The sequence below is a fragment of the Terriglobales bacterium genome, assembly GCA_035454605.1.
Lineage (GTDB): Bacteria > Acidobacteriota > Terriglobia > Terriglobales > Acidobacteriaceae > DATMAB01.
The window spans coordinates 1-13,342 of record DATIGQ010000007.1 but is presented as its reverse complement, the minus strand read 5'-3'; the positions used below and the strand labels follow the sequence as shown (position 1 = coordinate 13,342).

The 13,342-nt window shown below is 64.8% G+C and carries 14 protein-coding genes; 1 reads left to right on the top strand and 13 read right to left on the bottom strand.

Features of this window, described 5'->3' with window-relative positions; genetic code table 11:
- Positions 1-36: 36 nt before the first annotated feature.
- The 10 genes from VLE48_00655 to mtaB all read right to left on the bottom strand — a co-directional run bounded on the left by VLE48_00655 (position 37) and on the right by mtaB (position 8,530).
- On the bottom strand, positions 37-345 hold the full coding sequence (locus tag VLE48_00655) for a cell division protein ZapA (GenBank protein HSA91496.1): 309 nt from the start codon (positions 343-345) through the stop codon (positions 37-39).
- 33 nt (positions 346-378) lie between these two features.
- Complete coding sequence (locus VLE48_00650) at positions 379-678, bottom strand: hypothetical protein (protein HSA91495.1); 300 nt, start codon at positions 676-678, stop codon at positions 379-381.
- A gap of 62 nt (positions 679-740) precedes the next feature.
- Complete coding sequence (locus VLE48_00645; protein HSA91494.1) at positions 741-1,877, bottom strand: aminotransferase class I/II-fold pyridoxal phosphate-dependent enzyme; 1,137 nt, start codon at positions 1,875-1,877, stop codon at positions 741-743.
- Positions 1,878-1,976: 99 nt separating this feature from the next.
- Positions 1,977-4,007: a phenylalanine--tRNA ligase subunit beta gene (pheT, locus tag VLE48_00640; GenBank protein ID HSA91493.1), complete on the bottom strand. Its 2,031-nt coding sequence runs from the start codon at positions 4,005-4,007 to the stop codon at positions 1,977-1,979.
- A gap of 27 nt (positions 4,008-4,034) precedes the next feature.
- Complete coding sequence (gene pheS, locus VLE48_00635; protein ID HSA91492.1) at positions 4,035-5,159, bottom strand: phenylalanine--tRNA ligase subunit alpha; 1,125 nt, start codon at positions 5,157-5,159, stop codon at positions 4,035-4,037.
- Between the two features lie 111 nt (positions 5,160-5,270).
- Positions 5,271-5,636: a 50S ribosomal protein L20 gene (gene rplT, locus VLE48_00630; GenBank protein HSA91491.1), complete on the bottom strand. Its 366-nt coding sequence runs from the start codon at positions 5,634-5,636 to the stop codon at positions 5,271-5,273.
- 147 nt (positions 5,637-5,783) lie between these two features.
- Entirely contained in the window at positions 5,784-5,969 is a 186-nt protein-coding gene (rpmI, locus tag VLE48_00625; protein HSA91490.1) for a 50S ribosomal protein L35, read from the bottom strand.
- A 63-nt stretch (positions 5,970-6,032) separates the two neighbouring features.
- On the bottom strand, positions 6,033-6,533 hold the full coding sequence (infC, locus tag VLE48_00620) for a translation initiation factor IF-3 (protein ID HSA91489.1): 501 nt from the start codon (positions 6,531-6,533) through the stop codon (positions 6,033-6,035).
- A 95-nt stretch (positions 6,534-6,628) separates the two neighbouring features.
- On the bottom strand, positions 6,629-7,120 hold the full coding sequence (locus tag VLE48_00615) for a pyridoxamine 5'-phosphate oxidase family protein (protein HSA91488.1): 492 nt from the start codon (positions 7,118-7,120) through the stop codon (positions 6,629-6,631).
- Between the two features lie 57 nt (positions 7,121-7,177).
- A complete protein-coding gene (mtaB, locus tag VLE48_00610) occupies positions 7,178-8,530 on the bottom strand; it encodes a tRNA (N(6)-L-threonylcarbamoyladenosine(37)-C(2))-methylthiotransferase MtaB (GenBank protein ID HSA91487.1) in 1,353 nt (450 codons plus the stop codon).
- Between the two features lie 34 nt (positions 8,531-8,564).
- Between mtaB and VLE48_00605 the strand changes: the two genes are divergently transcribed.
- Complete coding sequence (locus VLE48_00605) at positions 8,565-8,996, top strand: response regulator (protein HSA91486.1); 432 nt, start codon at positions 8,565-8,567, stop codon at positions 8,994-8,996.
- A gap of 12 nt (positions 8,997-9,008) precedes the next feature.
- Here the strand turns inward: VLE48_00605 and VLE48_00600 are convergent, their stop codons facing one another.
- The 3 genes from VLE48_00600 to VLE48_00590 all read right to left on the bottom strand — a co-directional run bounded on the left by VLE48_00600 (position 9,009) and on the right by VLE48_00590 (position 12,952).
- Positions 9,009-9,323: a zinc-ribbon domain containing protein gene (locus VLE48_00600; GenBank protein ID HSA91485.1), complete on the bottom strand. Its 315-nt coding sequence runs from the start codon at positions 9,321-9,323 to the stop codon at positions 9,009-9,011.
- 189 nt (positions 9,324-9,512) lie between these two features.
- Entirely contained in the window at positions 9,513-9,701 is a 189-nt protein-coding gene (gene rpsU, locus VLE48_00595; protein HSA91484.1) for a 30S ribosomal protein S21, read from the bottom strand.
- A gap of 128 nt (positions 9,702-9,829) precedes the next feature.
- Positions 9,830-12,952 carry a TonB-dependent receptor gene (locus VLE48_00590; GenBank protein HSA91483.1) on the bottom strand — a complete coding sequence of 1,041 codons (3,123 nt, stop codon included), beginning with the start codon at positions 12,950-12,952 and terminating at the stop codon, positions 9,830-9,832.
- Positions 12,953-13,342 lie beyond the last annotated feature (390 nt).

Here is a 13,342-nt window from a genome sequence, read left to right as displayed (position 1 = left end):
AATGCAAATTACAAATTGGAAATTACCAAATGGTCTTCAGCCCACCCGTCTCATGTCGTCCAGCGCTTCATCGATTTGCCCGGCCAACTGCTGGGCGCGCTGGTTGTATTGGGATGCGACCTCGTCGTATTTGCGCTGCAGGGCGTGGTACTCGTCGGCGATGTTCAGTGCTGCCAGCACCGCCACGCGCAGCGAATCCACTGTCGCCGCCTGCGATGCCACCGAGCGCATGCGCTCATCCACGAACTGGGCCAGGCGCGTGATGTACTCCGGGTCTGAGCCGCGCAGATTGTAAAGCTGATCGTAGATTTCCACCTGCACGCTGCCGTCGGGCTTGGGGGGCAAGCTCTTCCTCCGTTGGTTTCCGCGTTGGTCTGATTATGACGCGGATTCGCCCGACGTCAAGGCATCAATCTGCCGCAGGATCTTTTCTACCCGGGTTCGCACTTCTTCCCGCTCCCGGCGCAGGGCCACCACTTCCGTGCGCAGCGCATCGAACTCATTCTCACGCTCCCGCATTTGCTGGCGCACGCGGGCGGTTTCGCGCTCGGCGGTGGAGCGCGCCTCCTTGGCAGTCTTCATGGCTTCGATGGTGCGCCGGATCTTCTCTTCCAGCGCCTGGAACTCATCCGGCGAGATTTCGGGAGTCGGGTCGCGCAGGGCCTTCGCGGTCGACATAAGTGCGTCCTTCGTGATGAATTCTGGATGATTGCGAGCGCAGTATACCGCAGAACCGGCGCTCAGGCGCGCGCCGCTTCCGGCAGCTTGTCCCACGCCCGCCAGAACGCCTTCATGTCCTCCGGTGTGCCCAGGGAGATGCGCGCCATGGTGTCCATGCCGGCGAACGGCCGCCCGATCAAGATGCCTTGCTTGGCGAAGTGCGCAATCACCGCCCGCACCGGCCGCCCGCATTCCACCATGAAGAAGTTGGTGAACGAGGGGATGAAGCTCAGCTTTCTGCGCGCCGCTTCAGTCTCGAAACTCTTGTGATCCTGCGCGATCTTGCGCTCCTCGGCCACCAGGCCGGCCTTGTCGTCCAGCGCCGCCATGGCGCACTCCAGCGCGATTCCGTTGGCGCTGTCCCACAGCCGGTAGCGGCGCATCTTCTGAATCGCCTCGGGCGCAGCCACGCCGTACCCCAGTCGCAGCCCCGCCATGCCGTAGATCTTCGAGAAGGTGCGCGCCACGATCACTCGTGGATCGTCCACCGGCCACTCCAGGAACGACGTGTATCCCGGCGCGCCGACGGCAAAATGATGGTAGGCCTCGTCAATGAGCACGTAGGTCTCCCGCGGCAGCCGCTGCAGAAAATCTGCGATGGCCTCGCGCGGCGTCAGGCTGGCCGTGGGATTATTCGGATTGCAGATGTACACCAGTCCCACCGGGGGCTTGTCCTTGGCGTGCACCCGCTCCAGCATCGCTTCCAGATCGTGGGCGTAGTTCGCCGTCAGCGGCACCGCCTCGACTTGGCCGTCTTCCGCCCGCGAGTATTCCAGGATGGCCTCGAACGTCGGCGTGGGCACGATCATCCGGCGCCCGGCGCCGGCGAACGCGCACGCCGCCATGCGCAGGATCTCGGTGGAGCCGCAGCCCGCAATCACCCGCTCGCGCCCGACGCCGTGGAACCGCGCCACCTTCTCCATGTACTCGTCGTCCCGCTGGAAGGGATAGATGCTGGCCACGCGTACGGCATCGCGCAGCACCTCCCGCACCGAAGGCAGAGGACCGTAGGCGTTCTCGTTGCTGTTCAGACGGATGGGACGGTCGGCGCGTTGTGTGCTCTGGCCCGCCAGCAGTTGCGGAAATGGAACCTGCAGAACACCGGCAGCCGCGGCTCCAGCACCCGCGGCCAGAAATCCTCTGCGTGAAAGTGCCATGGCTCACCTCGTATCGCGCGGATTGTACATGGAAGCGCTTGCCAGGAGTGAGTGGGAGAGCAGATGGCAAATTACAAATTAGATATCACAAATTCGAAATCACGCCCGCAGCGTTCCGCCCAATCCCTCAAGCGCCTTCACGATCTTCGCCGACCACTCCGCAACTTCGTCGTCTCGCAGCGTGCGCTCTCCGGACTGGAACGTGGCCCGCAGCAGCAGGGAATACTTGCCCGCGGGAATCGCGCCTCCGCGAAACGTCTCCACGGGAATGAAGGCGCGCATCTCAGCCAGCTTGAGTCCGGCCACGGCCGCCCGGATTTTCTCGAAGCCTACCTCCTGCCCGAACACGAAGGAGAAGTCCCGTTCCACCGCCGGGAAGCGCGGCACCGGCTGGTACGCCGGCTCGCGCAGGCCGCTCTTGAACAGGCGGTCCAGCGCAATTTCGGCCACGTACACTTCCTGCCGCAGCTTGCGCCGCTCCGCCGCCTCCGGATGAATCTGCCCGAAACGCGCCACCGTCGCGCCGTCCATCACCGCGCGGGCCGCGCGTCCCGGGTGGTAGTAGGAAGCCGTGAGCGCGTCGAAGTACAGCGACTGATGTGCGAACTGTCCCAGCAGCGTCTCGATGTCGCCTTTCAGATCGTAGAACGAATACGGCCGCGGGGCCTGATGGACGCCCGCCTCTCCCGCATTCCCGGTAGCGCCGATTACCAGCGACTTGCGTTCGTCGCAATCCGCGCCACGCGCGGCGAACACTTTGCCCATCTCGAACAGGCGGGCGTCGCTCACGCCGCGGTTCAGGTTCCAGGCCAGCATGTCGAGCATGCCCGGCATCAGCGACGTCCTCAGGACCGTCGCTTCCTCGCTGATGGGATTGGCCAGCGCGAGCGGCGCTTCCGTCGAGAACGCTTTCGCGTCCGTCTCCGATACGAATGTGGTGGAGATGGCCGCGTGATATCCCAGCCCGCGCAGGCAGGAGCGCGCCGCCGTCTCCTTCGGCGCATCCGGCAGTTCCACCACCGCGCCTGTGAACGCCGGCAGCGTGTTGGGGAAGCGGTCGTAGCCCCACAGGCGCGCGATTTCCTCGATCAGGTCGATCTCGCGCTCCACGTCCAGGCGCCAGGTGGGCAGCTCGACCTGCCAGCCCTTGTCCCCGCTGCCGCGCACGCCGAACCCCAGCCGCGCCAGCATGCGGGCAATCTCCTCGCGCGGCAACTCCACCCCCAGGAGGCGTTCCACCTCGCTGTAACGCAGCCCGATCTGCGGCCGCTCGATCTGCCGTCCGATGGCGTCGATTTCCTCGCCCACCAGTTCGCCGCCGCCCGCCTCCAGGATGAGTTGCGCCACCCGCGCGCAGGCCAGCGGCGTCGCGGCAAAGTCGGCGCCGCGCTCGAAGCGATGCGAAGCGTCGGTGTGCATGCCGTGCCGCCGCGCCGTCTTGCGCACCGTCATGGGATCGAACCACGCCGATTCGATCAGCACGTTGCGCGTCTTCTCCGTGATCATGGTGTCGAAGCCGCCCATCACCCCGGCCAGCGCCACCGCGCGCGTTCCGTCGGCGATCACCAGGTCTTCGGTGGTCAGCTTGCGATCCACGCCGTCCAGCGTCTTCAGCGTTTCGCCCGCCCGCGCCCGCCGCACTACGATCTTCCCGCCCTGCAGCGTATCCAGATCGAAGGCGTGCGTCGGGTGTCCCATCTCGATCAGGTTGTAATTGGTCGCGTCCGCAGCGCTGTTGATGGGGCGCGCGTCCATGCTTTCCAGGCGCTTGGCGATGTGCGCCGGTGACGCCCCGATCCGCGTGCCTTTCAGCACTCGCGCGGTGTAGCGCGCGCACAGCTCCGGCGCTTCGATCTCGATCTTGAAGTCGGTCTTGCCGGCCGGTTGTGGCAGCTTCGGCACGATGGGTTTCAGCTCCGCGCCATAGATGGCCGCGCACTCCCGCGCCACGCCATGGTGGTTCATGGCGTCCACCCGATTGGTGGTGATCTCCATGGAGAAGATGGCCGCGTCGTCGTCGCCCGTCACGCTCTCCACGGCAATCCCCGCGCGCGTCAGGTCGTCGGCGAGCTTCTTGGTCTCGACCTTGAGGTCAACGAACTCGCGCAGCCATGCAACCGAGATCTTCATGAGGTTTTTCTAGCCACTAGCACTGCTTCATCCAAACTGTTCCAAGAACCGCACATCCCCATGGAAGAAAAGCTGTATGTCTTCCACGCCGTACTTCATGATGGCGATTCGCTCCACGCCCAGCCCCCACGCGAAGCCACTGATCTTGGCCGGGTCGTAGCCCTTCTCGCGCACGAACCCGTACACCGCCGGGTCCACCATGCCGCAGCCCAGCAGCTCGATCCACCCGCTCTGCTTGCAATGCCGGCAGGGTCCGCCCGTCGCGTGATAGCCCTTCCCGCCGCAGAAGATGCAGCTGATGCTCACGTCGGCGCTGGGTTCGGTGAAGGGGAAGAACGAAGGATGGAAGCGCGTCTCGACGCCCGAACCGAACATCGCCTTCATGGCGTAATCCAGCGTCCCCTTCAGGTCGCTGAAGGTGATGTTGGTGTCCACCGCCAGCCCCTCGATCTGGTGGAACACGGGCGAGTGAGTGGCGTCGGGCGTGTCGTGCCGGTACACCTTCCCCGGGCACACGATGCGCACCGGCGGCGCATGCTTTTCCATGGTCCGTATCTGCACCGGAGAAGTGTGGGTGCGCAGCAGCAGCCGTTCGCGCAGCGGTTTCTTTTCCTGGCCCGCCAGGAACAGCGTGTCCTGCGTGTCACGCGCCGGATGCTCGGGCGGAAAGTTCAGCGCCTCGAAGTTGTAGTAGTCGCTCTCTACTTCGGGCCCGTCGGCGATCGAGTAGCCCATCGAGCGGAAGATGCCCAGCAGTTCGTCGTTCACCTTGAGCACCGGATGCTCGGCGCCCAGCGGCCGCCGAATCCCGGGAAGCGTCACGTCCAGCCGCTCCGCTTCCAGGCGCGACTTCAGGTCGCCGCCATGCACGCGCTGCCGCGCTGATTCGACCGCTTGTTCGACCCGGGCCCTGAGTTCATTCACTCGCTGCCCGACGTCGCGCTTGGCCTTCGCTGGCGCCGCCTTCAGCCACAGGTCGTTCACCTGCGTCAGCACGCCGTTCTTGCGCGCCATCCAGCGGTCGCGGAACGCCTTCCACTCGGCCTCGCTCTTGAGCGCCCCGGCTTCCGCGTCGAGCGCCGCCAACAGGTCCCGCACCGCCGCGTCCACCGCAGCCGGCGTGTGGTCCGTCAGTTTGGGGACGCTGTACATGCTGGCCTGTCCCTCGATGATTCTCGACGAAGGCGAATCGTATCAGGGCACGGCTTCAGCCGCGCCGCCGACTACAGAAGGAGAAAGCGCGAATCGCCTGGCGAAGCTGCTTCAGGCCGCCGAACCCAGCGCGGTCCTGGCCTGCTCGGCCAGGCTCTTAAAGGCCGCCGGGTCCTGCACCGCCAGGTCCGCCAGGATCTTGCGGTCCAGCTCGATGCCGCTCTTCTTCAGCCCGTGGATGAACTGGCTGTAGCTCATTCCGTTCAGCCGCGCCGCCGCCCCGATGCGCACGATCCACAGCGCCCGGAACTGCCGCTTCTTCAGCCGCCGCCCGGCGTAGGCGTACTTCAGCGCCCGCTCGACCGACTCTTTCGCCGAACGATAGAGCTTGGATTTGGTGAGGAAAAAGCCGCTGGCGCGGTCCAGAATCTTCTTCCGGCGCGCGCGCCGCTTGCTTCCACGTTTGACGCGTGGCATGGTCTCTCCTTTTTCGTACGTCGTTTCGCGGCTGGAGGCAGGATTCCCTCGGCCTCTTCGCTCGCGTGTGAGATGAGAGCCTTAGGCTCTCATCTCAGGCTGCTGGCTCTTGGCTTCTAGCGAGAAGCTAGCAGCGAGTAGCTGCTCTTAGTACGGCAGCATCGCCTTCACGTTCTTGGCATCCGCCTTGGCCACGGTCGCGGCCATATCCAGCTGGCGCTTGCGCTTCCTCGGCTTGGAGGTCAGGATGTGGCGGAGATACGCCTGGCTGCGCTTGATCTTCCCTCCCGCGGTCTTGCGGAAGCGCTTGGCCGCCCCCTTATGTGTCTTCAACTTCGGCATGGATCTTCTCAACCCCTCTTCTCGAAACTGGAAACTGGAAACTCGAAACTGGTCTTACGCCTTCTTCGGCGCCAGGATCATGTGCAGCGTGTTGCCTTCCATCCGCGGCCGGAACTCCACGATTCCCTTGTCGCCCACGTCGGTCAGTAACCGGTTCAGGATCGCCCGTCCCAGCTCCGGGTGCGTCATCTCCCGCCCGCGGTAGAAGATGGTGGCCTTCACCTTGTCGCCTTCGTCCAGGAAGCGCAGCACGTGGTTCTTCTTGAACTCGTAGTCGTGTTCATCCACGTTGACGCGGAACTTCACTTCCTTGATGACGATGGTTTTCTGATGCTTGCGGGCCGCGCGCTCTTTCTTCCCCTGCTCGTAGAGAAACTTCCCGAAGTCCATGATGCGGCAGACCGGGGGGTTGGCGGTGGGCGAAATCTCTACCAGGTCGAGGTTCTTGCTGCGGGCCATCTTCAGCGCTTCCAGCGGCGGCATCACGCCGATCTGCTGCCCCTGATCGTCTATCACCCGGATCTCCCGCGCCCGGATGCGCTCGTTGGCTCGTATGAAACGTTTGTCGATAATCCCCTCCGCTGCAATGAAGACAGGCGAACCTTGCGATTATAGCATGCAGGTGCGGCCCGCCAGGATGGCGGCGCACTCTACAAATCGAGCTTCAATAGATACCCGGGATTCTGTTCGAATGCGCCCCCGAACACGCCCTTGTCGGCCTCGCGCATGTCCCACGCGATCACTCGATCGGGCTTCAGTTGGATGGTGATGTCGTCCCACTGGGAGAACACCGGCCCCACGCGCGGGTCGGCCAGCGCCGCCTCGCTCAGGTAGCGCCGGTGGATGCGCGCGTTCCACTGCCGCGACGCTTCACCCTTCAGCAACTGCGCCGTTCCCATGGCCGTGACCCCGCGCGAAGCCTGCGGATCGCGCGAGTCGATCATCAAGGAAGCCTGCGGCCGGGCTTCGAGGTTGCGGGCCTTCCGGCTGCGCGACGACGTCGCCACGTAGAGGGATCCGCCATCGAACAGGTACCACACCGAGACCAGATGAATCGAGCCGTCAGGATTCTCGGTCCCCAGGCAAGCGACGTAGCGTCCCTCGATCAGTTCCCGGACCAGCGCATCGGTAAGTGAGGCCACAGACCCTCCTGAAAATTGCAAATTGCGAATTACAAATGAGATTGACTCACCCGATCGTTAATCTTCGATGACCAGTCCCTCTACTCCGTCCGCCGTCACTCCGTCCACCCTGACGTCCAGCCACCGATTCGCCGCGTGTTTCCCCGCAAGCCGCAGCTTCAGATAATTGTCCGTCAACGCCTCGGTCGAATCTCCATTCTGCACGCTCAGCGTGATGGCCGGAATCGTACGGCCGACCATCTGCCGGCGGAACGCCAGATTCTTTTCTGCCGCCAGCTCGCGCAGCACGCGGTTGCGCTCACGGGCAACTTCGCTGCGCACTTGATTGGGCAGCGTGGCCGCCGGCGTCCCCGGCCGCGCCGAATACGTGAACACGTGCAGATAGGTAAAGGGCAGGGAAGCGATGAAGGCGCGGTTCTCTTCGAACTCGGCCTCGGTCTCGCCGGGAAAGCCTACCATCACATCGGCGCCGATGGCGGCCAGCGGCATCCGCTCGCGGATCTTGTGAATGCGCTCGGCGTAATGCCAAGGACGATAGCGCCGGTGCATGCGCCGCAGCACGCGGTCCGAGCCCGACTGCAGCGGCACGTGCGCGTGCTTCGCAATGCGGTTCTCACGCGCCACCAGCCCGATCAGCCGCTCGGTCCAGTCCATGGGCTCGACCGAGCTCAGCCGCAGCCGCTCCAGCGTCGTCCGCTCGAGAATCGCTTCTACCAGGTCTTCGAATCGTTGCGGCGGGTCTTCAAATCGTTGCGGCCGATCAAGGTCGCGCCCCCAGCGCCCCAGGTTGATTCCCGAGATCACCACTTCGCGATATCCGGCCTCGACCAGCGCCCGCACTTCCTTCAGCACATCATCTCTGCGCAGCGACCGGCTTTGCCCGCGCACCGCCGGGATCACGCAGAACGAGCAGCGATTGTCGCAGCCATCCTGCACCTTCAGGTTGGGCCGCGTCCTCTCCGAATGCGTTCTGGCCTCGAACACCGGCGCAGCCAGAAGTTCGGTGTGGGCGAAGATGTCGCCCACGTGGATCTGCGGCGCTCTCAGCTTTTCCAGCGGCACGAAGCTACCCCGGTCGGCCGCCACGATTCCCGCCACTTCCTGCTTGTGCGAATTGCCCACCACCCAGCGGACTCCGGGCAGTGCGGCCACTTCGTCCGGCGCGCGCTGCGCGTAGCAGCCGGTCACCAGGATGCGGCACTGCGGGTTCTGGCGGTGGATGCGCCGGATGGCGCTGCGCGCATCCTGGTCGGCGGCCGCGGTCACCGTGCAGGTGTTCAGGATGACGATTTCCGCTTCCTGCGCTTCATCGGCCGGGCGGAATCCGCGCTCCAGGAGCCGCCGCTCCAGGGCGGCGCCGTCCGCCTGGGTAGCCCGGCAGCCAAAATTCTGTACGTGGAAGGTGGACACTTCGGAGTATTATAGCGGCGAGCTTCGGAGGCGTATGAAGCGTCGCATCCTGCTGGCCGATGCCGATCTGGCCGTGCAGCTTGCCTTGCGCAAGCTGCTGGAGATGCACGGATTCGAGGTGGAAACCGCCTCCTCGGCGCGCGAAGCCATCGCCAAGCTCGACTCCGGCCCCTTCCACATGGTGATTACCGCCATGGCCATGGAGAGTGAGAGCGCCGGCAGCGACCTCATCCTCGCCGCCCAGCGCCAGCCCTACAATCCGGCTACCGCCGTGCTCACCGAACTGGCCGAAACCGGCCCTTCGCGCATCGGCGCGCAGTCCGTCCTGGTGCGGGCCAACGCGCAGGACCTGGTCCGCCAGATCGAGGCTCTGCTCATCCACCACGAAGACGGCAAAGGCGCCCACGCCAAGGGACCGGTCGCCGTCCCCGCCCCGCACCCCCGCCAGGTTCGCCGCGCCCGCTAGCGGCGCAGGAATCTACGCCACCGCGCTCGCCGTGGTCTTGCGCGCCTGGAAGCACTCCCGGCAGTAGACCGGGCGTCCCTGGGTGGGCCGGAAGGGCACGGTGGTGTCCTTGCCGCACTGCGAGCACACCGCCTGGGTTTCCACCTTGGGCGGACGCGTCCCGTTCCCGTTCCCGCCCAGGGACGAGATCCGCTTCAGCTTGCAGGGTTTGCACCGCTTGGGTTCGTTCTTGAACTGCTTGTCGTGGAAGAACAACTGTTCGCCGGCCGTGAACACGAACTCACCGCCGCACTCGACGCACTGCAAAAGCTTGTCCCGGAATTCCATGGAGAGATCCCCCTACTACCGAGTCTCCCTGCGCCGGCGTCCCCACCGGTTCGAGCGCCCTAACTCAACGCATGGCGCGCGGCGGTCGGAACGAGTTCGCAGGGCCTTGCACCTGCGCTTCTTTCCGGCGCAATGGAATTCCTAAAGCAACAGGCCGCCGCAACGGTCGCGACGGCCCGGTTGACTCCGCTAGTCCTGCTCCTTGCGCGCCTTCTTGCGATTCCGCTTGCGCGCCAGAGCTTCCTTCAAACGCCGTTTCTCCCCAGGCTTCAGATAGTAGGAATGTCGCTTGACTTCCTTGATGATGTCCTCAGTCTGGACTTTGCGTTTGAAGCGGCGGAGGGCATTCTCCAGCGATTCGCCCTCCTGCAATCTCACTTCAGCCAATCGAAACACACCTCCCTGCTTATCCCGAAAGGATGTTTCAGTTATCGCAGCCCCGGTGAGATTCGTCAACTGCACTGCGCCGAAAGATAAAGCCGAAACCGAATAAGAGGCCCAACCCATCAGAACACCGCCTTGATGGCGAACTGGATCTGCCGCGGCGAGTACGAACGAACGGGCCGCAGGAAACTGGAGAGCCGCTGGTAGAAGGCGGGGAAGATGGCGCCCCCGGCGGTGGCGGTGATGGGGATGAAATTGGCCGCCGTATCGGCGAAGCCGTCGTCGCCGATGTTCACCCGCTTGTTGTTGCGGTTGAACACGTTGAAGGTCTCGACCATCAGGTCGAGCTTCACCCTGCGGGCGGCGAACAGGCGCCGCGCCAGGCGCGCGTCCATGGTGGCGTAGTCGGGACCGGTGAAGGCGTTGCGCCGAAAGCCCGGCAGGCGGTCGTTCGAGAAATTGTTGTCGCCGTTGGCGTCGCCAGAGATGCGGGCGTTCACCGGGCGTCCGCTGCCGCGGGTGAACACGCCTGAGATGCGCCAGTCGTTGAACAGGGCGCGCAGTGTGGGCTGGTCCGCGCCGAAATGCTTGAACTCGTAGATCCACGAGACGGCCAGCCGATGCCGCTGGTCGGTGACGCTGCGGCCACGCTCCAGGCGCGTAGCGAAGGAGTTTTGCACGCTCACCGGGCCCACCAGCAGCGCGTCCTGGTTGTCATCCAGGGCCTGGCCGAAGGTGTAGGCCACGCGGAAGTAGAGGCCGTCGGTCATGCGCCGCCGCGCCGAGACGGTCAGGCCGTGATAGACGCTGGAGGCCGCGCTGTCGAACACGTTGATGGCGCCCACCCCCGCCAACGGCCGCACCGGCTCGTTGATGCAGGGCGGAAAGGGGCAGGTCAACGAGGGCGCAAGCTGCCAGGTGGAGAACGAATCCACGCTGAAGAAGTCGCCGCTGAACGTGGTGTCGTCGAAGACCGGATACGTGAGCTCCACCGGCTCGGGCAGGTTGACGTCGCGCGCGCGGATCAGGTGCTCCCCGTGCACGTAGAGATACGCCACGCCGATAGCGAACCGCCGCGCTACTTCGCGTTCCACCGTCAGGCTGGCCTGCTGCACGAAGGGCGTCTGGAAGTCGCGCGCGAAGGAAGAAATCTCCGTGGTCAGCCGCGACGTTACCGACGCCGGCGCCGCGCAGGTGACCGCCCTAACGCCGCACGCCACCAGCGGGTTGGGATAGGTGGGGAACAGCATGCGGTCGAAGAAATCGGCGTTGTCCAGAATCAGGTGGGAATTATTCAGGCCGTTCTCGGTCTCGATCGCCGAGTTGTAGATCTGCGGGATGCGTGTGTAGAAAATGCCGTAGCCGCCGCGGACGACCCACGGCCGTCCTTCCCCGAAAGAAAGCGCGAAGCCCACCCGGGGGGCCACATTGTTGGTATCGGTAGGTACTTTGCCCGAATCCGGCCAGATGGGGTTCGTGACCAGGCGGTCGCTGCGGAAGGTCTGCAGGTCCCAGCGCACCCCCAGGGTGAGCGCGAACCGGTCGGTCACGCGGATGGTGTCCTGTGCGAACAGCGCGTACTCGCGCGTGTCGGGATGGGAAGCCGCGCTGCCGAAGTTCTGCGAGTAGAAGCGCGGCACCTCATGAGCGAAAGCGCGCAGCGGCGTCAACGCCAGCCCGAAGGTCTGGGGCTGGAAGGTGAACGGGTTCACGCGGATGTTGCGGAAGGTGTACTGCCCGCCGAACAGCAAGGGAAACGTGTTGGTGATGTTCACGTTGCTGAAGTCGCCGCCGAACTTGAAAGAATGGCGGCGGCCGTCCAGGCTCAGCGTTTCCGCGATGTGCACGCGGCTTTCGTCGGTCTGCCGCGGCAGGATGCTGGAGCGGCCGAAACCTTCGAGCACGTCGCTGATCACGGTGCGCGCCTCGGCGGAGTTGGCCCGCGAGCGCTGGTTGTCCCAGGAGGCTTGCACCCGCAGATGGCTGGTGGCGCGGAAGCTGAGCCCGCTAGTGAGCGAGGCCACCGCGCTCAGCGTGTCCACGATTTCCTCTCCGTTCGAACTGATGGCGAAGTTCCGCGCCGGACTGGAGGGGTCGAAGAACACGTTGTTGTCGCCGTAGTAGCGCGAGGTGCTCAGCCGTCCTGACAGGTAGTGCCGCGGCGAAAGCGCCACGTCCACCTTGGCGAAGGCGGCGTTACCGATCAGCGACGACTCGAATTCCCCTCCCAGGGCGGAAAGGTCTTCCGCCGCCGCGAACACCAGCGCCTGGTCGGTGGCCTCGAAGTCGTCCGCCGTGGGGGTCACCACCGGCGACCCGTCCCCGAACAGCACCACGTTGGGCACGTGGAAGATGTGCTGGTCGAATCCCAGGAAGTAGAAGACCTGGTTCTTGATCAACCTGCCGCCTACCGTCCCGCCCACCTGGTGGCGGCGGTCGGAGGGTTTCGAGGGCAGGCCCGCAGGCTGAGCGGCGAACTCGCTGTCGCGGAGGAAATAGAAGAAGCTGCCATGCAACTGGTTGGAGCCCGAGCGGGTCACCACGTTGATGACCGCCCCGCCGGCCCGCCCCAGCTCCGCCCCGTAGGTGTTCGACGAGACGCGAAACTCCTGTACCACCTCGTTGCTGAACTGGTAGGGAGCGCGGTAACGTCCGCGCGCCTGGGCGAAGAAGGCGTTGTTGTTGTCCGCGCCATCCACCAGGAACGAGGACTGGTAGCCGCGCACGCCGCCGAACGCCAGGTCGCCGTTCGTGGCCGAAGTAAGGCCGCGCGGGTCCTGCACCGTGCCCGGAGTCAGCAGGGCGAGATCGGTGTAGCGGCGCCCGTCGAGCGGCAATTCCTCAATGGCCCGCCGGTCGATCACGGCGGAGACCGCCTGCGGCCGGGTCTCCACCAGCGGCGCATCGCCCTCCACCGTCACCACCGGCTCCGGTCCAGCCACCGCCAGCCGGAACTCCAGCTCCACCACCGCGCCCACCTCGACGTGCAGCCCGGTGCGCCGCTCGCTTCGCATGCCGTCGGCGCTGACGTGCACCTCGTATTCGTTTGGCAGCAGGAGCTGCAACCAGAACTGTCCCTCGGAGTCGGTCCGGGTGGAGCGCGTCACGGCCGTATGGACGTGGATGGCCGTCACCTTCGCCCCGGGCACCCGTGCCCCGGCCGCGTCCAGCACCGTGCCCCGAATGGCGCCGGTGGCCGCGTCTTGGGCGTGGGCCAGCAGGGACGGGATGGCGAGCAGCAGCATGAGTGCGATCTGGAAACGGAGATTAAGTGCGCCTAATGAGCCCGGGTTCCTGTAGAGAGTCCTGTGGTATTGCCTCTTGAACGCGCCCATCATTCCTCGCGAACAAGCGGCTTATAGCACGCGTTTTTCAAGATGAAACAGCGGGGCAGAATTTGTTCCGGAATCGGAACACGGGACGGAAGCCCTCACTATCGCCTGTCGAATGAGTTAGTTAGCGTTGTTCGTCGGAACGAGGAGGCGCTTTCCCTGTCTGCCTTTTCAACATACAATCGCCCGCCATGCCTCTCTCAGCCCCGGAAGACCGGTCGCCACCGCGATGGCCGGTGAGAGTGGACGTTCGCTACGGAACCGCCGGCGAGATGAACGTCGGTGAGGGCCTCGACATCAACC